Here is a 21,170-nt window from a genome sequence, read left to right as displayed (position 1 = left end):
GAAAATAATATTATTAGTTTAGCAGAAAGAACCATTGCCATGTTAACCAACCGTAATATACTATGCATAAGCGGCACCGAATGGCATGGCAACTACATTAAGGCGGTTGTTGAACTGATGAAGGTTCTATCGGCCGATAATAAGATCTTGTTTGTTGAGAATGCCTACACTTATAAGGATGCCATTGCGGGCGTAAAGGGAAAAAACGAGGTAGATTACGTGCAAGCCCTTGGCCTTAAAAGCCGCCTCAGCGAGATCCATCCCGAGCATGGCGGCACAGTTTACATCCTTACTCCCCCCCTTGTTTTCCCGGTTAGTTTTTTACCTCCCGGCAGGTTTTACAAAGCAATGCTTAACTATAACGGCTGGTTGCTGCGCGGAAGTATCCGCAAAGCGCTAAAGCAGCTTAACATGAACCACGAACTGATCAACTTTGTATCGTTTAACCCGGGCATGGGGGTAATGACGGGGCGCCGGTTCAACGAAAAAACGCTGATATACCATTGTTATGATGAGGTAAAAGGCGCACACTCCTGGCTAAGCAAGCATGGCGTAAAGCTGGAGCAGACTTTTATGAAAATGGTGGATGCCGTTATCGTAACCTCCAAGGGGCTGTTTAATAGCAAACACGCCCAAACCAAACGCTGCTACATCGTAAATAACGCGGTTAAAGCGTCTTTGTTCCGCCAGGGTTTTAACCCGGTTGTTAGCCCCGATAAAAAAGTAATAGGCTACGTAGGCAGCGTGGATGACAGGCTGGATTACGATATATTACAGTACCTGTTTACCCAAATGCCCGATGCTACCTTCACTTTTGTTGGCCGCATCACCAGCGAGCGCGGGGAAGCAATCCTGAAGAAATACAAAAACGTAAAACTGGAGGGTGCCAAAGCCCCCGAACTGTTGCCTGCTTACTCCAGGGAGTTTTCGGTTGGCGTCATCCCGTTTATTAAGGATGAGTTTACTAAGGGTATCTACCCCATGAAGATAAACGAATACCTGGCCGCCGGCCTACCGGTGGTGAGCACGGATTTTAGCGACCTGTCGGATTTTGAAGATATCATCAGGATAGCTAACAACAAAGAGGACTTCCTTAAATATCTTTTAGAAGAAATAAACACCGATACCACTGCCAAACGCCAAAGCCGCCTTGCTATAGCCGAAGGCAATACCTGGGGCAAACGTGCCGAAGAACTTTCTGATGTAATAGAGAAAGTTGAAATGGAACTTTACCCGGCATAAACTCGGTATGCTTGGTTTATTAAAAAGATATATCAGCTTAAATGTTGAGATCGGCGACGCGGAGCTTAATCTGATTGCCAGCTATTTTACACCACTGAAAGCCAAACGCGGCACGCTCTTATATAGCCACGGCGATATTTGCGATAAGCTCTTCTTCATCAACCAAGGTTGTTTGAGGGTTTATACCTTTCTGAACAAGGTACCCAGCGCACCCGGTTTTTTGCTTTTGAAGGAATGACCTCAACCGCGCTGGCCAGCTTTATGTCCCGCGAGCCTTCATTTGAATTTGTGGAAGTATTGGAAGAAGCCGAACTGCTTGCCATCACCCGCGCCGATTTTTTTAAATTGACTACGGAGCTCCCCGCATGGAAGGATTTTTATTGCCGCCTGCTGGAACTGGCTTATATCCACAACAACCATATGATAGAAAGCCTGGTAACGCTTACCGCCAAAGAACGTTACCAGCAGCTGTTGAACCAAAACCCGCGTATTGTGCAGCGAATTCCTAATAAAATTGTGGCATCTTACCTCGATATCACTCCCGAAACTTTAAGCCGCCTTAAATCAAGCTGAATTTATTGACCTGTATCAATGCGTATTAAAATATAGCAGGCTACTATTGTTAAAAATATTCACCATGAATTTTGACCCGGAAAACAAAGTAGTAAAATTATGCGCACAAGGTATGCAGGCCGAAGCGGAAGGTAAAATTGACGAAGCCAACGCCTGCTTTAAACAAGCCTGGGATGCTGCCACTAATGATTTTGAACGCGTTACCGCGGCCCATTACTGCGCCCGCAACCAACCCAACCCATTAATAAACCTGCAATGGAATTTGGATGCTTTAAAGTATGCCGATGCCATTAAGGAAGACTCGTTAAAAGGCCATTACCCATCGCTTTATCTCAACATCGGCAAATCCTACGAAAACCTGGGTGATTTTGCATCCGCCGGTACTTATTATCAATTAGCTGCCGATAATGCCATTTACCTGCCCGAAGGCGGTTATGGCAATATGCTGAAAGCCGGCATAGCAGATGGCCTAAAGCGCACGGGGCTTAAACCTTTCAGCAACGCAGTATTGGATGGCTTGATAAGCGCCTGGTGCGAGCGTAAGGATCTGCGCCCGCTATCGCTGGTTTTGTCGGCCTACCTGCAGTGTATGGGTACAGAAAGCGATATTAATAAACTGATAACTGCATTGAGTTATTTGAGTGCAACACGTTGCCTTAGTGCGGAAGAGCAGGGGAAGGTTGAAGAGATTATTGCGGAGTTGGCGGGTTAATCAAACTCATACATTCACCCTTACGTCATTGCGAGGAACGAAGCAATCTCCAAACTATGCGTTCCGATTTGCTTAGCGGCTTGTCCAGCGTAGAGATTGCTTCGTTCCTCGCAATGACGCGGTTGTTTTACAAATACGTAACCCCATCAAATATCGATCGGGTATAATAGATCGGTTTAAAGGCTTCTTCATCTACAAACTCGCAGGCAGCGCGGATATTGGTGCAATACACATCACCAAAAATGCTGGCAATGGCGGCATCAGCGGCATCGCGACCGGTGGCTATTTTTACCAGGCCATTTAATGGTATCAGGCGGGTAGCATCAAACAATACCCAGTCGCCGCCCAAATAAGCTTCAAAGCAAGCATGAAAATCGGGTGGTCGCAACTGGTAGGCGTAGCCGGTAAAATAGCGCGCAGGGATAGTTAATGCCCGGCAAAGCGCTATACCCAAATGCGCAAAATCGCGGCAAACGCCGGCCTGCTGAGTAACGGTATCGTAGGCAGAAGTTTCGGAGTTAGTGAAACCGCTGAGGTATTCAACGTTTTTATAGATCCAGTCGGTAATGGCAAACACCTGCTCAAACGACGTGCGGATATTGCCGAAGGTATTGTTGGCTAAGCGGTATAGTTTGTCCGACTGGCAATACCTGCTTGGGTTTAAGTAGGGCAGTACCGATGCATCAAACTTGGCCACAGGGATCTCCTCCACATTGGAGTGGTCCTTCACTTCGTAGTAATTATCTACAATCGCCTCGTACTTAATATTGATGAGCCCGGTATCGGGGATATCCAGCCTGGCGAAACGGTTCTCGCCGTTCATGGCGTTCAGTTCTTCAATTTTTATGTAGGGAGAAATGAGGAGCGTTTCATTCAGCACGGTTTGGTGTGCTGTTCTTAGGGCATGTACGTTTAATATTAGGGTGCTCGGCGCCTTTACATCATATTCCAACTCCGCCGATACTTTAAATTTCATTGTGCTATTTTGGTATTTTTTTAAACGCTTTATCCATCCATTCGCCCGGAATGTTCACCAGGGCATTTTTCAACTCTTCGTCCCACTGGGCCGATATGTCTGCCATGTCCCGCTGTGTGTACCGCTGCTCCACAATTTCAAAAGAATCCTTTTTATACAGCGCCACATCTATCGGAAAATCTACATTGTTGCTGCTTACCCGCGTACTGTCGAAGGAGAGGAAACCTGCTTTCAGCGCCAATTTCATGTCCGAGTCTTCGTTTAGTATCCGGTTGAGTATTGCCTTACCATGCCCCGAGTTGCCTATCACTACAAAAGGTGCGCCAAGCCCAAGTTCTACCCAATTCCCCTCGGGATAAAGCAAAAACAGCTTGTGCTCCTCGTCATCTTTCAACTGCCCGCCAATAATGGTATTGAGGTCGAATTTGAAGCCGTTCTTTTCCAAAGTTTCACGGTCCTCATCAGCAACGCGCCTCACCTGCTGTCCAAAGGCATTTACGGCCTGGTACAACTTGCTGAATTCGGCGGTATCTAACAGTTCATCAAAATAAACAATGGCTTTATCCCTTACAGAGCGTAAGCCGCTGGTCATCACAAACAGGGAGTAGTGCTCTTTTTGAATAATGGTGATCTTCTTTTTAACCGTAGTATCTGTCCCTGTAGTAATGCGGGTATCGGCTATAGCTACTAATCCTTCTTTAACCTTAATTCCTAAGCAGTAAGTCATTCTAAAAAATATGTTTATAATTCCGTTTATTGCTGCTGCTGCTGTTGTTGCTGCTGCTGAATTATTTCCATATACCTTTCATAACTATTGCGTGATACGGTAGTTTTTTCGGGCGTTGGAAATGTTGAAACGGTAAATATATCTTTTTCCTGTGGTAAACTGCTTTCATCTTCGTAACCTACCGAAACCGACACTTCCAGTATGTGCCTTGCCGAACCTTTGTAAACACCTTTTACAGGCGAGCAATCACTAAAGTTACGGCCCACGGCCAGGCGCACGTGCATTTCGTTTGCTACACAATTGTTTGTAGGGTCTAAGCCCAGCCAGCCGTAACCCGGCAGGTAAGCTTCGGCCCAGGCATGGGTTGCACCTTCACCTCGCATACCATCGCGGTTGGGGCAAATGTAACCGCTAACGTAGCGGGCCGGGATACCAACCAGGCGCAGCATCACCATTAGCAGGTGTGCAAAATCCTGGCAAACACCGGCTTTAAGCGCCCAGATCTCGTCGAGCGTGGTTTCCACGGTGGTTACGCCTTTTATGTATTCAAAATTCTTGTAAACGTATTCGGTAAATTTTAAGGCTGCCCGATAAGGGGTATCGTTTGTTTGGCGTTCGCCCTCCACTATCGGGAACAGTTCGCTCAGCCCTTCAAAGTATTCCTGCTTTAAAAAATCGATATAGGGAACAATATATTTAATGCTGTATAACTCGTCCCACTGCGCTATCGAATCCACCTCATCTGTTGGCAAAGGGCGCGGATGCGTATTTACCGATACCTGCGAATTGATCACCAGCATATTATGCGGCTCGGTGTAGGTAAAACTGCCTACTTCGTTACCATAATAATCTACATAGGTATCTATCTGCGGGTGCCCGGTGATGATCAGGTCGTGCTTCAGCACATCCTGGTAAATATCCACAATCGGGAACAGGATGATCTTATTGGCGCTATCTCGTACAAGATTGTCGTACGAGTATTTGGTAACGTGCTGGATCTTAAATTCGGGCATGGTCGATCAATGTTTTAATTTGATGATTTGATGATTTGAAAATGAAGCACCGGAATACGCACATTTTCAAATCATCAAATCATCTCATTTTCAAATTAGAAATTAGGAGTTTGCAAAGTAGTATTCGTTTAGCGAATTACCAATTTTATAAAGATCATCTTTTATCAATGTTAAAAACTGGTGCAACCCCTGGTTGGTAATACTTTTTACCGAACTGTATTTGATGTTGCTTTGCAGCTTCCCTATCTGGAACGAGATCTCGCGGTAATCGTTCACATTGCTGTTATTCTTCAACCTGTCGAAATACCGCTGGATATTGTTTACCGAATAGATAACCGAACGCGGGAAATCATTGTTGAGGATGATCTGTTCAATTACGTTCTGCGCTTCTAACCCGTCGCGGTAGGTTTTCAGGTACAGCTCGTAACCGCCTATAGATAACAGCAGGTGCTTCCAGTAGGTAATATCCGTTAGCAGCGTTGGGTTAGTGTTGGTTGGCTTGTATTTGATATCGAGGATGTCTATCGATTGGATCGCCCGTTCCAAATACTTGCCAATATTCATAAAACTGCGTCCCTGGCCGCGCTCCATGGTAATTTCGGCGGTACCATAATACAGCATTACCTGTTTTATAATAACATCCAGCACGGTTATCGGGTCTTCCCGCTGCAGGCGGATATCCAGCTTGGGATCTTTTACGGTATGGTAATACTCGTTAAGGCATTGCCAAAGATCCTTCGGGATATGCTCCTGCACACTGCGGGCGTTTTCACGCGCGAAGGTGATGATGTTGAGGATGGAGTTCTGGTTACTTTTATCGGTAACCATATAACGTAAGATCGTACGGCTATCGTTGCCCAATTTCGCCTCCAACTCCTCATCCAGGCCCGAAAAAACACGGATAACGGGCGCCCATGTAAACCCCTCGGTAGAATCCTGCGAGGAGTTATAGTTGATCTTAAGCATCCTCAAGATCCCGTCACTCCTTTCAATATACCGGCTTAACCAATAAAAACTTGCTGCTACCCTGCTTAACATAATTTCTTTATTTCGGATGTCGAATTTTCGATCTCGGATTTATATTGATCCTTTGATTTCGAATATCGAGTTTTCAATTTCGGATTTTTTTTTGTCTTGATTCTTGCTTCTTATCTCTTGCCTCTTTTAAGAAAGCACCCATGTATCCTTACTTCCCCCGCCCTGCGAGCTATTTACTACCAGCGAGCCTTCGGTTAGTGCCACACGGGTTAAACCACCGGGCACTATTTCGATGCCATCCGGGCCGCATAAGGCGTATGGGCGAAGGTCGATCCTCCGTGGCTGTAACACACCGCCAATATAACAGGGTGCCGCCGAAAGGCTGATGGTTGGCTGCGCGATAAAATCCCGCGGGGCCTTTAGTATCTCCGCTTTGTAATCTTCAATTTCTTCCTCTGTAGATGCATGGCCCATCAGCATACCGTAACCGCCGCTGCCGTTGGTTTTCTTAACCACCATTGTGTTGATGTTTTTGAAAACGTGCTCGCGCTCGTCCGGGTCGCTCAGGCGATGGGTAGGCACGTTCTTTAGTATCGGCTCTTCGTTAAGGTAATATTTGATCATATCGGGCACGTAAATATACGTTGCCTTATCATCTGCTACACCATTGCCTATCGCGTTTACAATGGCCACATTGCCTTTACGATACGCGCCCATCAACCCGGCTACGCCCAATACGCTGTTCGGGTTAAACACCAGCGGATCTAAAAACTCATCATCCACGCGGCGGTAAATTACATCTATTTGTTGTAAACCCGTAGTGGTTTTCATGTACACTTTGTGGTTGTTCACTACCAAATCCCGGCCTTCTACCAATTCCACGCCCATTAAACGCGCAAGGGTGGTATGCTCAAAGTAGGCCGAGTTATAAATACCCGGACTCAGCAATACAATTGTGGGGTTACTTATCTGCCTCGGCGAAAGCGATAACAGGTTTTTATACAGGATTGACGGGTATTCGGTAACGCTGCGTACATTACAGTTCGGCAGCAGATCGGGAAACAGGCGTTTGGTTATCTCGCGGTTCTCCAGCATATAGCTTACGCCCGATGGGGTGCGCAGATTATCTTCCAGCACGTAAAAAGTACCGTCGTGATCGCGGATCAGATCGATGCCGGCGATATGCACATAAACGTCATAGGGCACGTCCAGCTGGTACATTTCGCGCAGAAAATGCGGGCAGGAGTAGATAATATCTATCGGTACAATGCCGTCCTTTATGATGAACTGGTTGTGATAAATGTCTTTCAGGAATAAGTTGAGCGCGGTAAGGCGCTGCTTTATGCCTTTCTCCACAAAGGCCCATTCTGCAGCAGTGATGATGCGCGGAATAATATCAAACGGAAAGATCTTTTCGATGCCCTCTCCGCTATTATAAACGGTAAAGGTGATCCCCTGGGTCATGAAAAGCCTTTTGGCCAGTTCTTCTTTTTTATTGAGATCATCCGGCGATTCGTTGGCCAGATATTCAATTACTTTTTGATAATGGTCGCGAACAATGCTGTTTTGATTGTACATTTCGTCCCATACGCCATTAATTAGATTGTATTTGTCAAAATGCTGCGATTGGTACATAAAAACTCCCCCTTGTTGCCTGAATTGTCGCTGAAATGGTTTATAAGATTGTAAGTATAATCAATAAACGCATTAAAGCAGTATATTTTTTGGTAAATTATGAAAAAAATAAGGTAATTAATGCAAGTTTTGTATTAATTTAAAATATAACTGCCAAAAAGCATGATAATTTCTGCAAAATACTGTCTGCTTAATTATCCGTTAAAAAGCAGCCTGGGGATCTTCTAAAAGTTTATAATTATATGTAGGCCGTAATTGCCATGTTTTAGCTCCATAATAACGCCGTTTAACCAGGAAAGTTTAATACAAAAACCCGCTAAATAAAAATGCCCCATTAATGGGACATTTTTATTTAGATTCATCATTCGGCGCAATAAAAGCTCCTGGGATTATCCTATATCTCGCTCAAATACTTATGCACAAAGCTGATAGCCATAGAGCCCTCGCCCACCGCTGAGGCAACCCGGTTCATGGCCCCGGCGCGTACATCGCCGGCCGCGAATATGCCGGGGATACTGGTCTCCAGCAAGTAGGGGTCGCGTTTAGATTTCCAGATCTTTTCAAAATCCTGGCAGGTATTCAAATCGCGGCCGGTTTCTACAAAGCCGCGGTCATTTTTTATAACAGCCTTGCCCAGCCATTCGGTGAAGGGTTTAGCTCCTATAAAAATGTAAAGCGCATCAGCATCAACTGTATTGCTTTCCTTTGTATCGAGGTTTTGTATTATCAGTTGCTGTAAACGGTTTTCGCCTTTTGCCTCCATAATTTCGCTGCAAGGCATCAGGGTGATGTTGCTCACGCCGTCTATCTGGTCGATAAGGTATGACGACATGGTAGCCGCCAAACTCTCCTTTCTGATCAAAATATAAACATGCCGGGCGAATTTAGAGAGGTACATAGCCCCCTGGCCGGCAGAGTTACCTCCGCCTACAATATATACATTGGCATCCTTGCAGGATGCAGCCTCCGTCATCGCCGCGCCGTAGTAAATACCAGCCCCGGTGAATTGCTCGATGCCCGGGGTTGTTAGCTGGCGATAATCAACGCCGGTGGTAATAACCACCGATTTGGTAAGTACCTCGGAATTATCATCCATTACTATGGTTTTATAATTATCCTTCAGTTTGATTTCTTTTACCGATTGCGGCGACAAAAAATCTGTACCAAAGCGGGTAGACTGCGTAATCGCCCTGCGCGTAAGATCAGCGCCGCTTAAACCCGCCGGGAAACCAAGGTAATTCTCAATCCGCGAACTGGTGCCCGCCTGGCCACCGGGTGCTTTGCGTTCTATCAATAAAGTTTTTAAACCCTCGGACGAGCCATAAACCGACGCCGCCAAGCCAGCCGGCCCGGCACCAATAATTACCACGTCATACAGTTCGTTTTTCGCCGATTGGCTCAGCCCTATCTTAGCTGCAATATCTTTTACAGCCGGTGTTTTAAGCACGGTACCGTCCGCGAAAATAATGGCGGGCAAGTCTTTGGCATCCAGTTTATTTAAACCGGATAACTTTTTGGCCTCCTCTGAGTTTGCATCCAGCCATAAATAAGGCACCAAGTAGCCCGACAGGAACTCCTTAATGTCGTGCGATTTGGGCGAAAACTGGTAGCCGATCACTTTGATACCCTTAAAGTCGGGCCGGTAATTGCCTTGCCAGTCTTCCAGCATATCGGTTATCAGCGGGTATAGTTTTTCTTCGGGTGGGTCCCAGGGTTTGGTGAGGTAATAATCAAGCTTTACATCGTTTATAGCTTTAATAGCAGCCTCAGTATCGGCGTAAGCAGTAAGCAAAACACGCTTCGCGTTCGGGAAAAAATTCATGGCTTTGCACAAGAAGTCTACGCCTTCCATCTCGGGCATGCGTTGGTCTGATACAAACATTGCCACTACTTCGCCTTTGTTCTTTAACTCCAAAAGGCTGTCTAATGCCTCTTTCACCGATGTGGTGCTTAGGATGCGATAGTCCTGCCGATAATGATTCTTCAGGTCGCGCGTTATGGCCCGCAATACCTGCGGGTCGTCGTCAATAGCAAATATGATAGGTTGGTCCATGTTGTTTTAAAATCTTAATTAATCATCATTAATAGGGAAGCAGATCACAAATTCGGTGCTCCCAGGTACCGAGTGCACTTTTACCGTGCCGTTATGCTGGCGGATAATGCGGGTAACCACGTCCAGCCCCAGTCCTGTGCCTTTGCCCATATCCTTGGTTGTAAAAAACGGGTCGAAGATCTGCGACTGCAGTTCCTCGGGTATGCCGGGGCCATTGTCTTTTATCGTAATCTGCACAAACTGCCTATCCTGCCGGGTTTCTATTTCCAGCGTACCGCCGCCGTTTACTTCCATGGCGTCGATGGCGTTATCAATCACGTTTGTCCAAACTTGGTTCAGTTCGCCGGCCATGGCTTTTACCTGCGGCAGGTTCAGGTCAAAATTTTCGACTAATTTAACATTGCCTTTCTTTAATTTATAATCCAACATAGTAAGGGTATTGCGGATGCCGGTGTGAATATCCAGCAATTGCTTATCGCCGTCCCTGTCCATGTGCGTAAAATTCTTTACCGAGTTTACCAGTTGCGATACCCGCTGCGATGACTCCTTTATATCGGCTATCATTTTGCTGGCCAACAAATAATTATTCACCCATGCCAATACGATCTCCAACTGCTGCGAAACCGGTGTACAGGCGTTCATGTGGTCCAGGTCCTCCGGCTTAAAATCAAAGTCGACCAGGTTTTCAGCAAATTCCAGCTTTTTTATTTCATGGTCCATCAGCCAGTCGGCCAGGTCATCCTCGCGGTCGGCCTTATCCATCATGCTTAGTACCGGCCTGTCGGTTTGGTTGGCGCGGGTAACCAGTAACTCGTTAATAGTATCAACTTTTTCGGGTGTCATGTTCAGGCTTACTATCGCCTTAAACATGGCCGGCAGGTTTTGGATCTGTGCATTTAATGACGATGCACCCCTGCTGATGGCTGCCGCCGGGTTATTCAACTCGTGCGCCAGCCCTGCGGATAGTTTACCCAAAGCAAACATTTTTTCGTTCTGCTGCTGTAGCGATGTAAAATCGCGGATGCGGCTGGTCATGGTATGTACCAGCGCTTCTGTCAATTCGTAATGGAGTTGGGTTGCTTCTTTTATCTTTTCGGCCGGCACCCTAAAAATACGTCCTCTTTTGGTGCATTCGCCAAAACCCGGCGTTTTCTTGGCCCGGGAGAATGGCAGGTAGCCCGTAATGCCCTGCTCGCGGATAACCGCTATCTCGCGGAATTTTCCGTTCTGCATTACACATATACGTATGCGACCCTCTAATACTATGGAGGTCATGTTTACGGGTTCGCCCACTTCAAATACGCGCTGGCCTTCTTCCATCTCTACTATTTCGCCATTATCCAAAAACCATTGCAGTTGCTCATCGGGCACCTCGCTTAGTACGGGTATGGCTTTTAATTCTTCTAAGGTTAACTCGCTCATGCTTCTGGTATATAAGGCCCGCCGGGTACGCCCCAACCCCATTTGGGCATTGGTGCATCCTGCTGTAAAGGGTTATCGGTTAGTTTTGAATTGATGACGGCAATACGGCTACCCCATTCCAGGTAAGCTACCAATGCCGAGCGGAACTCCGGGTCGTCGGCCAGTTGCAGTTCATCCACGCTTTGCAGCAACAGGGCTATCCAGCGTTGGCGCTGCTCTTCGCTCAGTAGCTTACCTATGTGGTGCGCTACCATTTTGGAGTGGCTGCCCTCATCGCCCTGCGTATATAGGGGCGGACCGCCAAACACTTCGCCTATAAAATGCGCCACGTATTTGGTATGCGCTGCCGACATGTTTTTAAACAACGGCTCCAGCAGATCATCCCGCAAAACTTTATCGTAAAAAACTTTGGTGAGGTTTTCTAAAGTCTCATTACCGCCCACCCAGTCGTACAAGGTTGGTATGTTTTTCATAGTTCATAAAATTAGTAATAAAAAATGCTTGGTTGCAAAGAGTCGGGAGGTGAAAATATTTAGAGGGTTTATAACCCGTTGCTCCTGAGCGGTTGCGTTAGATGCATTTTTATTCGCGGGCCATTAAGGTTTTTAACTGCAAACGCGGGCAAAAAAGTTTACAAAAGTTTACACACTTTCATATGTTAACTTTTTAAGTTACTCATAATCAAATAATTGTACTTTTACAGGGTTAACATAGAATGTGCGCTTTTAACGTTGCTTTTTTATTAAAGTGCTACTCTTTTCCCTAAAACCGTGAAGCTTGTTTTCTGTACAACCAACCCCGTAAGATATAGGCAACTGTATACAACCCGGCAACTACCCTCTTAAAGCAGTTTTCCATCAATTAAATTTATTTAAAAATAAATTTGCGTAAGCGAATGCTTACCTATTATATTTGTAAGCGAACGCTTACATAATGTACTGATGAGAAGAGATGTTTTCCAGGCCATTGCCGACCCAACCCGCAGAGATATTATCAATTTAATAGCCTATAAGCCCTTAAATTTAAACAGCATAGCCGACAATTTTGAAGTGAGCCGACCCGCCATATCGCAACATATTAAAATACTGATGGAGTGCGGGCTGATAGAAATGAAAAAACAGGGGCGCGAACGCTATTGCGAAGCCAAACTGGAACAACTGCACGAGGTATCGCAATGGATAGAGCAATACCGCAAGCTTTGGGCCGATAAGTTCGACCGGATGGACGATATTTTAGAGGAGTTAAAAAACGCCCCACCTAAATCCTCCCCGGAAGGGAGGACTCAGAATAATGCGAACAAAGCTTGAGTCTCCCCTTCCGGGGGAGATTAGAGGGGGCTAACATTGCTTGCGCGCCGCCTTTGGCCCGTTAAATGGTCGCATTACCACCCTATGGGAGTTGATGCACGACAGTACTTTTGATAAACACCTGTAAACTAAATATTATGCAAAAGATCACACCGTTTTTATGGTTCGATGGCCAGGTAGAAGAAGCTATCAACTATTACACTTCCGTTTTTAAAAATTCAAAGATCAAAGATGTGCGTAACCATCCCGATGAACGCCCGGGACAGAAAGGCAAGGTTTTCACTGCTACTTTCGAGCTGGAAGGCGTGGAGTTTATGATATTGGATGGGGGCCCGTATTACAAGATAGAGAACCCGGGCATATCCTTTTTTGTAAAATGCAAGGACCAGGCCGAAGTGGATGAACTATGGGATAAAATTGCCGAAGAAGGCACGCCCATGAGATGTGGCTGGATAACCGATAAGTACGGTGTATCCTGGCAGATCATCCCCGATATCTTAGGCAAAGTGCTTGGCGGCCCGGATCCGGCAGGGGCGCAACGCGCTATGCAGGCCATGATGCAAATGGTAAAATTAGATGTAGCCAAACTGGAGGCTGCTTACAACAATGAGTAAGCATTATGAGAACCCCAAAAGATGTTGAAGAGTATTTTACCTGGTTCCCGCAGGAAACACAGGAGAAAATGAAGCAGGTAAAAGCTACTATACTAAAGGCTGTGCCGCGGGCAGAAGAAAGTATTAGTTACGCTATGCCAACGTACAAATACAAGGGCTTGCTTGCGCATTTTGCGGCATACGAAAAGCATATCGGGTTTTACCCTGGCTCCAAAGCTATCGAAGTATTTGCAGATGATATTACGGGATATAAAAGCGCAAAGGGCTCCATACAATTCCCACTGAATAAGCCGATGCCTTTGGAACTGGTGACCAAAATTGTTGAATTCAGGTTGATGGAAAATTTAAAGGATCCAAAAAAATCTAAATAACACTACTATGGCAAGCAAAAATGAAACAAGCATTAAAGCCGAACCCGGCAAACAGGAGCTATTTATAACCCGCGAGTTTGATGCCCCGCGCGAATTGGTATTTAAAGTATTTACCGACCCCGAACTGGTCCCCCGCTGGCTTGGTCCGCGCGAATTGACCATGAAAATTGATAAATGGGATGCCCGCAGCGGCGGCCACTACCGCTACGTGCATTCGGATGCGCAGGGTAATGCTTATGGTTTTCATGGGGTGATGCACGAAGTAACTGCGCCCGAACGCATTATCCAAACCTTCGAGTTTGAAGGAATGCCCGAGCGGGGCCACGTATCATTAGAAATAGCGCGGCTGGAAGAGCTGCCCGGCGGCAGGACCAAAGTGGTAGTGCAATCCATCTTTCCATCCGTTGCCGATAGGGATGGCATGATCCAATCAGGCATGGAACGCGGTGTGAAAGATTCGCACAGGCGGCTGGATGAGTTGTTTGAGGAACTGGCGAAATAAAGTATTGTAAACGATGCAGATGCTTATATTTGATATAATCTAAATATAAGCATCTGCATTTAAATGAATTATTACGCCATCCCCTGCAAGCCAAACTTAAGCGCCCATGTGCGCTTCTTTTGGGTGCTGGAACATGATGGGGTTACCGCCGCCCGGCCCTACACCCACCGTTCTATGGCGGATGGTTGCTGCGAAATGGTGTTTCATTATAAGGGGCGCTTTACAGATATTGCTAACGATGGCTCGTCGAGTGCTTCTTTTACCTCGGGCGTTGGCGGCCCATCTCAACATTTCAGCAGGTTTCATGCGCAGGAGGCTTTTGGCATTTTCGGCGTGTACTTGTACCCTTACGCCATTGCTGCCTTATTCGGCGTGCCGGCATCTGCTATTGCCAATCAGCAGGTGTCGCTTTCAAGTCTTCTCGGCCAAACTGGGGCCAATATAGAAGAACAGGTAATGCTGGCTGCCGATAACCATGCGCGCGCTGCCATCTTAACCACCTTTTTCGAAGCCCAGCTTCAGCACCGCCATAAACAGCCACCCGCCGTTTTTAATGCCATCAGTTATATCATCAAAAGCAAAGGCACGGTTACCGTAGATGCATTGGCTCAAAAGCATTTCCTCTCTACCCGGCAGTTCGAGCGTAATTTTAAGGAGTTTGCAGGCTTTAGTCCCAAATTGTATTCGCGTATTATCCGTTTCCAGTCGGCAATAGAAAAATACAAGGATAAAGGCCGCTCGCTCACCGATATTGCTTACGATTGTGGTTATTACGACCAATCGCACTTTATTCACGATTTTAAGCACTTCTCGGGCTATCATCCCAAAACCTACTTCAAGGGCAATAACGAGGCTACTGATTGGAAAGAAGCGGAATAATGTCGCGTTTTTCCAATTTTGGCCATGCGGGGCAGGCTACTTTTGATGTATTATTTAACTAATCAACCAACAAAAATGGAGATCCCAAAAGTACACCAGGCCATTATGCCTTACCTGATGCTGAAGAATGCAGCCGGGTTTATTGATTTTACCCAAACTGTTTTTAATGCCGATGCGGGTATGAAGCGCCTGCGCGATGATGTTGAAACCATTATGCACGCCGAGATGATGATCAGTGGCTGCACCATTATGTTGTGCGAAGCCAGCGACCAGTGGGCCGTAGCCAATGCCAACCTGTTTATTTATGTGGATGACGCAGATACTACCTACAATCTCGCCATCGCCAACGGCGCAACAACGGTTATGCCACTCAGCGACCAGGATTACGGCCGTACCTGCGGCGTAACCGACCCGTTTGGTAATACCTGGTGCATAACGTCTGTAAAAATGTAAAGTCGCTTTTTAAATTAACAAGGCGGCCAGCTGGACCTGCTTTGTTAATTTAAACCCATTTTACCCGTTATTCTTATAGCCGACGTATAAATAACGTAATATGTTAGTTACCACGGCATAAACTAAAACAAAACGGGCTTATAACCTTTGTAAGATAAATTACTCGCAATGCCTAAGTGGTTAAAAATATTATTAAAAGTACTGGGAGCTTTGATCCTCCTTTTCATCCTGCTCGCAGTGGGGGTAACTATTTACGTGGCTAATAATAAAGAAAAGGTGCTGGCGCAAGTCACAAAAAAACTAAATGAGAATTTAGATGGTACGTTAACCGTAGGTGATATTAAGCCTTCTTTTTTTTCCAATTTTCCGGCTGTTTCGCTGGTGTTGAAAAACGTAGTCATCCGCGACAGGCAGTTCCCCAGGCATCATCATACCCTGCTTGATGCTAAGGACTTTAATGTGTCTGTAAATGCAGCTTCATTGTTTCGTGGCGTTATCAGCATTAACAATATAGGTATTAACAATGCATCTATTGATTTGTACACCGATAGCACGGGCTATAGTAATACGGCCGTTTTTAAAAAAGGCAAAAAAGACAGCGTTAAGGCAGATGCCAACGAGGGGAATTCATCAACTCAGCTCAAAAAATTCAGTTTGAGCAACGTGAGTTTCACCATCAACAATCAAAAAAATTATAAGCTCTTCAATTTTGCCGTGAGCAGCCTTAATGGCAAAATGAACTACCCGGATACGGGCTGGCACGCCAATGTGCATTTAAATGTATTGGCCAAAAGCATGGCTTTTAACACTAAACGCGGCAGTTTTATAAAAAACAAACAGATAAACACCGATCTGGAGGCTGGCTTTAATGAGGAAACGGGCAAGATCTCGGTAAAATCGGACAATTTCGATATCGGCGGCGATGTATTTGGGCTAAACGCGCTGTTTGTTACCGGTAAAGGTGATGACAGCTTTTCCTTTCATTTAACTAATGATAAACTGTTGTGGCGCAACGCATCGGCCTTACTGGCACCCAACATCACCAAAGTACTTAACAGGTTTAACCTGGATAAGCCCATCGGCGTTAAGGCTATCATCTCGGGCAGTTTTGACGGCGGAGACCCTTATTTTCATGTTGCCGCAGTGGTGAACAATAATAAGCTTACTATCCCCGGCGGTGTGATAGATGATTGTAACTTCAATGCGGTTTTTACCAATGAAAACATCAAAGGCAAAGGCTTTTCGGATGCCAACTCGGTTATCAAACTGGCTAAATTTAAGGGTAGCTACAGCAATTTACCTTTCGCGATAGATACCGGCAGCATTACCAACCTGGAAGTACCTATAGCCACCGGGAATTTTAAAGCAAACTTCCCGGTTACTAACTTCAATAGCCTGTTGGGTGCCAAAGTTGCTAAATTCACAAAGGGCACTGCCGATATGAACCTGCGCTACAAAGCAGACATTATTAACCTGCAGCTGAATAAACCGGTTGTACAAGGCACTATTAACCTCAAGGGCATCAATATCAGCTATATCCCACGAAACCTGAACTTAACCAATAGCTCTATCTCGCTGGATTTTACCGGCAACGATCTGCTGCTTAAAAACATCCGCCTGCAAAGCGGGCAAAGCATTGTGCGGATGGAGGGACAAGTGAAGAACTTTATGAACCTGTACTACAGCGCACCCGAGAAAATACTGATCAACTGGCAGGTGACCAGTCCGCAAATTTACCTGGCAGAGTTCCTGGGGTTTCTAAACACGGCCAAACCATCGGGCAAACCGGCTAAACGCACGAATAGCGAAAATGCCGTTAAGCAATTAGCCACCGTGCTTAATAGTGCCAAGGCCGATATGCACATGCGGATAAACGAATTGCATTACCGTAAATTTTTGGCCAGTAATGTAAATGCCGATCTGCTGCTCTCCGAGGATGGTATCCGCATTAACCAGGTGAGCCTTAATACAGCAGGAGGCTCGTTAAAATTAAATGGCAATTTGGTGCAAAAGGGCCGGGTAAACGATTTTATTGTGGCAACCACCATAAGCAGCGTAAACGTAAGCCAGTTTTTTTATGCATTTGACAACTTTGGGTTGACTGACCTGACCAATGAAAACCTCAGGGGCTTCCTATCAGCAAAAACAAGCACCACTGGCTCTATTACCAACACCGGCGACATTGTAAAACACTCTATCAGAGGCAAGGTACTGATCAATCTAAAAGACGGTGCTCTGTTAAATTTCAAGCCCATTAAAAGCGTGGGTAAGTTCGCCTTTCCTTTCCGCGATCTTGATAACATCACCCTGTCTGCTTTAAACGGCGATTTTGACATCATGGGCGACAGAATAACCATTAACCCAATGGAGATCAGTTCCAGCGTGCTGAACATGGACGTAGCCGGGGTTTATGGACTGACCAACGGTACCGATATTGCCCTGGATGTGCCCCTGAGGAACCCCAAAAACGACTCGAAAATAACCGATAAGGAAGAGTTACAAAAAAAACGGTTTAAAGGCATTGTATTGCACATCCGCGCGCACGAAGAAGAGGGCAAGCTTAAAATAGGCTGGAATAAAAACCATAAATAATTTGCATACCAATTGGTATATTTGCTGAATGGAAAGCAAATTATCCAAGGCAGAGAAAACCCGGCAGTTTATTATTGAAACCACGGCAGACATCTTTAATACAAAGGGTTATGCGGGTACTTCCATGTCGGATATTACCGATGCAACCCGCCTGACAAAGGGCAGCATCTACGGAAATTTTGAAAATAAGGAGGATGTAGCCCTTGCCGTTTTTGATCACAACCACGCCCGGGTGCGTAAGGTAATACAGCAACGCATGCAGCAAGCTGTTACCTATCACGAGAAATTAATGGTTTACGTGCAGGTTTATGATCATTTTACCCGTTTAAATTACTTCCCGCGTGGTGGCTGCCCCATCCTGAACACTTCGGTAGAAGCCGACGATACCAACAGTTTACTTAAAGAGCGCGCTGCCAAAGCGGTATTGGAATGGAAAAAAAACATACAGGCTTTGATACAGGAAGGCATCGCCGCCAAGGAATTTAAATACGACGTTGACGACTCGCGTATCGCCTTATCCCTCATCGCGCTGATAGAAGGCGGCATTATGATAGCCAAAGTTACAGATAGCCAGGCCAATTTAAACCAAGTGATGAAGACAGCCGAGCTGCTGATCAAAATGATCCGTGTGTAAAAAATTTGACATAAAATATACCGATTGGTATATTTTATGTTTTAACATTGCATCGCCAAAACAGAACAAGTGGCGGCATAAAAAATAAAAACGCTCACGAAACTAAAAATACCGATTGGTATAATATCATGTCGCCCTTAAAAAGACAACTCCTCATCTTCACCGTTATCCTGGCAGCCATTATGGAGCTGATAGATACCTCCATCGTTAACGTTGCGCTATCGTATATGAGCGGAAATTTAGGTTCCACGCTGGAAGATACCTCCTGGGTGATCACCTCTTACGCTATCGCCAATGTGATCATCATCCCCATGACGAGTTTCCTCACCGCCAAACTTGGCCGCAGGAATTACTATATCGGCTCTATCATCCTCTTTACCTTTTGTTCGCTGATGTGCGGGCTGGCAAGCAGCTTATGGACCCTGGTATTGTTCCGCTTTTTGCAGGGATTGGGCGGCGGCGCTTTGTTATCAGTATCGCAGGCCGTAGTGTTTGAGCTATTCCCAAAAGAAAAGCAGGGGGTTGCAAGCGCCTTGTTTGGCATAGGTGTGTTCCTGGGCCCAACCATTGGCCCAACGCTGGGCGGTTTTATTACCGAGCAAATTTCCTGGCCCTGGATCTTTTATATCAATATCCCTATTGGGATAGCGGCAGCCGTTTCCTGTTATTTCCTCTTAACCGAAGCCCCCATAAAGGTCGTCGTTAAAAGTATCGACTGGACGGGCATCGCACTGCTGGCAATTGGCGTAAGCACCCTGCAAACCGTATTAGAACGCGGCGAAACCGAGGACTGGTTTGAAACTAACTATATCATCTGGTTTACGGTTATCGCCATTATTGCTTTAACCGCCTTTATTCTTTGGGAGTTGAAGACCGAGCACCCCGTGGTGAACCTGCGGGTGCTTAAAAGCAAAACTTTAAGCATCGCAGCCATCTTAACTTTTGTTACCGGCATTGGCATGTTTACCTCTGTGTTTTTAACACCAGTGGTTGCACAGCGCTTATTAGGTTTTACACCCTCGCAAACCGGCTTGCTACTACTCCCGGGAGCAATTCTTGCCATTATAGGGTTGATGATATCCGGCACGCTTTTGCAAAAGGGTGTGCCCGCGGTTGGCATCATCGCGGTTGGGTTCTTCTGTTTCATTTATTTTAACTGGCGCATGGCGCAGATCACGCTGGAATCGCCCGCTTCTGAGATCACCTTCACTTTGGTTTTCCGTGCATTGGGGCTGGCCTTTCTTACGGTGCCATTAACGGCATTGGCCATCTCCTCGCTGGCGCCAGCCGACGTGCCGCAGGGTGCTGCTTTAAATAATATGATGAGGCAATTGGGCGGCTCATTCGGTATCTCCATCATCAATACCTACTCTTTCCAGCGCATTGCATCACATCGGGTAGATCTGATAACGCATGTTACCGCCACCAATACACAAGTTACCGATAGGCTGAACGGCTACGTAACCAATTTTCAAAAACACGGCATTGGTTTATTGGATGCCAAACAGAAAGCTATGAAATTGCTCGACCTCAGCATTGTAAAACAATCTACCCTGATGAGCTACCTCGACAGTTACATGCTGATAGGCTTGCTGTTCGTGCTGGCATTACCGCTGCTGCTTTTTGTACTGAAGGCGAAGAAGCCGGCGCCCGGAGCCATCATCTCAGATCACTAATTAATTCACAACAATCTATACACAACAATAAAATTTAACATCATGAAAATTACAAATAAAACAGTGCTGATAACCGGAGGAGGTTCTGGTATCGGCTTCGAAATTGCAAAACAATTGATCGAACAAGGGAATAAAGTGATCATCACCGGTCGTAGTGCCGACAGGTTGAAAGAAGCGGCCACCCTACTTAGCGGTGCAGATACTTTTGCATTTGATGTTACCAGCGCAGCAGATACCGATAATCTGGTTGCCTACCTCGCCGAGAACCACCCCACATTGGATGTGCTCATCAATAATGCCGGGCAGGCTTTCTATTACAACCTGGCAACCGAGGAAAACACCTACGAAAAAGCCAGTGCAGAAATGCTAACTAATTTTACAGCCATTCTGCGCCTTACTGATAAATTATTGCCGGTATTAAAAGCACAACCCGAAGCTGCAATTGTGAACGTGAGCTCCATTTTGGGCCTGGCTCCGCACTATACCATCCCAACCTATTCGGCAAGTAAAGCGGCTTTGCATGCCTATACCCAATCATTAAGGTACTCATTGCAGCAAAAAGGCAGCACTGTAAAGGTATTTGAGCTGATGCCGCCACTGGTAAACACCGAATTTTCTAAAGAAATTGGCGGCGAAAACGGCATCCCGGCTTCCCAGGTAGCAACGGAGCTTTTACAAGCTTTTGAAACCGACACCTACGAGATCCACGTTGGCGGCACAGCTGATTTTTACAATGGCTTTTTTACCAAATCAGAAGCGGCGTTTGCTGCGTTGAATAGTAAAGGTGAGTAATTGAAAAAATTTGGAATAA

The 21,170-nt window shown here is 45.9% G+C and carries 22 protein-coding genes; 14 read left to right on the top strand and 8 right to left on the bottom strand.

Annotation, left to right across the window (positions count from 1 at the left end; translation table 11 throughout):
- The first annotated feature begins 39 nt into the window (after positions 1 to 39).
- From IDJ77_RS27085 to IDJ77_RS27075, 4 genes are all read left to right on the top strand, one after another.
- Positions 40 to 1,242, top strand: coding sequence for a glycosyltransferase (locus tag IDJ77_RS27085; protein ID WP_191192132.1), 1,203 nt, complete (start codon positions 40 to 42; stop codon positions 1,240 to 1,242).
- Positions 1,243 to 1,249: 7 nt separating this feature from the next.
- Positions 1,250 to 1,480, top strand: coding sequence for a cyclic nucleotide-binding domain-containing protein (locus tag IDJ77_RS27770; RefSeq protein ID WP_224751261.1), 231 nt, complete (start codon positions 1,250 to 1,252; stop codon positions 1,478 to 1,480).
- Positions 1,477 to 1,815 carry a Crp/Fnr family transcriptional regulator gene (locus tag IDJ77_RS27765; protein ID WP_224751260.1) on the top strand — a complete coding sequence of 113 codons (339 nt, stop codon included), beginning with the start codon at positions 1,477 to 1,479 and terminating at the stop codon, positions 1,813 to 1,815. Before IDJ77_RS27770 ends, IDJ77_RS27765 begins: the two co-directional genes overlap by 4 nt.
- Before the next feature lie 64 nt (positions 1,816 to 1,879).
- Positions 1,880 to 2,527: a hypothetical protein gene (locus tag IDJ77_RS27075; protein WP_191192131.1), complete on the top strand. Its 648-nt coding sequence runs from the start codon at positions 1,880 to 1,882 to the stop codon at positions 2,525 to 2,527.
- 127 nt (positions 2,528 to 2,654) lie between these two features.
- On the opposite strand, the gene IDJ77_RS27070 is transcribed toward IDJ77_RS27075, so the two are convergent.
- The 8 genes from IDJ77_RS27070 to IDJ77_RS27035 form a co-directional block, all read right to left on the bottom strand.
- Entirely contained in the window at positions 2,655 to 3,503 is an 849-nt protein-coding gene (locus IDJ77_RS27070) for a transglutaminase-like domain-containing protein (protein ID WP_191192130.1), read from the bottom strand.
- A gap of 4 nt (positions 3,504 to 3,507) precedes the next feature.
- On the bottom strand, positions 3,508 to 4,230 hold the full coding sequence (locus IDJ77_RS27065) for a peptidase (RefSeq protein ID WP_191192129.1): 723 nt from the start codon (positions 4,228 to 4,230) through the stop codon (positions 3,508 to 3,510).
- 26 nt (positions 4,231 to 4,256) lie between these two features.
- Positions 4,257 to 5,243, bottom strand: a complete 987-nt coding sequence (locus IDJ77_RS27060) for a transglutaminase family protein (protein ID WP_191192128.1) — start codon at positions 5,241 to 5,243, stop codon at positions 4,257 to 4,259.
- A 102-nt stretch (positions 5,244 to 5,345) separates the two neighbouring features.
- A complete protein-coding gene (locus IDJ77_RS27055; protein ID WP_191192127.1) occupies positions 5,346 to 6,281 on the bottom strand; it encodes an alpha-E domain-containing protein in 936 nt (311 codons plus the stop codon).
- Between the two features lie 126 nt (positions 6,282 to 6,407).
- The gene (locus IDJ77_RS27050) at positions 6,408 to 7,856 is read right to left on the bottom strand and encodes a circularly permuted type 2 ATP-grasp protein (protein ID WP_191192126.1); all 1,449 of its coding nucleotides are present in this window, start codon (positions 7,854 to 7,856) and stop codon (positions 6,408 to 6,410) included.
- Between the two features lie 394 nt (positions 7,857 to 8,250).
- Complete coding sequence (locus tag IDJ77_RS27045) at positions 8,251 to 9,909, bottom strand: response regulator (RefSeq protein WP_191192125.1); 1,659 nt, start codon at positions 9,907 to 9,909, stop codon at positions 8,251 to 8,253.
- A gap of 18 nt (positions 9,910 to 9,927) precedes the next feature.
- On the bottom strand, positions 9,928 to 11,331 hold the full coding sequence (locus IDJ77_RS27040; protein ID WP_191192124.1) for an ATP-binding protein: 1,404 nt from the start codon (positions 11,329 to 11,331) through the stop codon (positions 9,928 to 9,930).
- Positions 11,328 to 11,804, bottom strand: coding sequence for a group II truncated hemoglobin (locus IDJ77_RS27035; protein WP_191192123.1), 477 nt, complete (start codon positions 11,802 to 11,804; stop codon positions 11,328 to 11,330). Before IDJ77_RS27035 ends, IDJ77_RS27040 begins: the two co-directional genes overlap by 4 nt.
- A gap of 468 nt (positions 11,805 to 12,272) precedes the next feature.
- Here IDJ77_RS27035 and IDJ77_RS27030 point away from each other — a divergent pair, with 468 nt between their 5' ends.
- The 10 genes from IDJ77_RS27030 to IDJ77_RS26985 all read left to right on the top strand — a co-directional run bounded on the left by IDJ77_RS27030 (position 12,273) and on the right by IDJ77_RS26985 (position 21,151).
- Positions 12,273 to 12,638: an ArsR/SmtB family transcription factor gene (locus tag IDJ77_RS27030; RefSeq protein WP_191192122.1), complete on the top strand. Its 366-nt coding sequence runs from the start codon at positions 12,273 to 12,275 to the stop codon at positions 12,636 to 12,638.
- Between the two features lie 137 nt (positions 12,639 to 12,775).
- Positions 12,776 to 13,252 (top strand): VOC family protein, encoded by a 477-nt coding sequence (locus IDJ77_RS27025; protein ID WP_191192121.1) that lies wholly within the window; start codon positions 12,776 to 12,778, stop codon positions 13,250 to 13,252.
- Positions 13,253 to 13,257: 5 nt separating this feature from the next.
- Entirely contained in the window at positions 13,258 to 13,623 is a 366-nt protein-coding gene (locus IDJ77_RS27020; protein ID WP_191192120.1) for an iron chaperone, read from the top strand.
- A gap of 7 nt (positions 13,624 to 13,630) precedes the next feature.
- Positions 13,631 to 14,125: an SRPBCC family protein gene (locus IDJ77_RS27015; RefSeq protein ID WP_191192119.1), complete on the top strand. Its 495-nt coding sequence runs from the start codon at positions 13,631 to 13,633 to the stop codon at positions 14,123 to 14,125.
- Positions 14,126 to 14,188: 63 nt separating this feature from the next.
- Positions 14,189 to 15,004, top strand: coding sequence for a helix-turn-helix domain-containing protein (locus tag IDJ77_RS27010; RefSeq protein WP_191192118.1), 816 nt, complete (start codon positions 14,189 to 14,191; stop codon positions 15,002 to 15,004).
- Positions 15,005 to 15,079: 75 nt separating this feature from the next.
- Positions 15,080 to 15,457 carry a VOC family protein gene (locus IDJ77_RS27005; RefSeq protein WP_191192117.1) on the top strand — a complete coding sequence of 126 codons (378 nt, stop codon included), beginning with the start codon at positions 15,080 to 15,082 and terminating at the stop codon, positions 15,455 to 15,457.
- 168 nt (positions 15,458 to 15,625) lie between these two features.
- A complete protein-coding gene (locus tag IDJ77_RS27000; RefSeq protein ID WP_191192116.1) occupies positions 15,626 to 18,049 on the top strand; it encodes an AsmA family protein in 2,424 nt (807 codons plus the stop codon).
- 28 nt (positions 18,050 to 18,077) lie between these two features.
- Positions 18,078 to 18,683, top strand: coding sequence for a TetR/AcrR family transcriptional regulator (locus IDJ77_RS26995; RefSeq protein WP_191192115.1), 606 nt, complete (start codon positions 18,078 to 18,080; stop codon positions 18,681 to 18,683).
- Between the two features lie 17 nt (positions 18,684 to 18,700).
- Positions 18,701 to 20,359 carry a DHA2 family efflux MFS transporter permease subunit gene (locus IDJ77_RS26990; RefSeq protein ID WP_317174375.1) on the top strand — a complete coding sequence of 553 codons (1,659 nt, stop codon included), beginning with the start codon at positions 18,701 to 18,703 and terminating at the stop codon, positions 20,357 to 20,359.
- 42 nt (positions 20,360 to 20,401) lie between these two features.
- Positions 20,402 to 21,151 (top strand): SDR family oxidoreductase, encoded by a 750-nt coding sequence (locus IDJ77_RS26985; protein ID WP_191192114.1) that lies wholly within the window; start codon positions 20,402 to 20,404, stop codon positions 21,149 to 21,151.
- The last annotated feature ends 19 nt before the right edge of the window (positions 21,152 to 21,170 follow it).

Source organism: Mucilaginibacter pankratovii (assembly GCF_014773265.1).
In the GTDB taxonomy this organism is placed as follows: domain Bacteria; phylum Bacteroidota; class Bacteroidia; order Sphingobacteriales; family Sphingobacteriaceae; genus Mucilaginibacter; species Mucilaginibacter pankratovii.
Note: the sequence above shows the minus strand (reverse complement) of the source record. Positions and strands in the feature narration are given on the sequence as shown.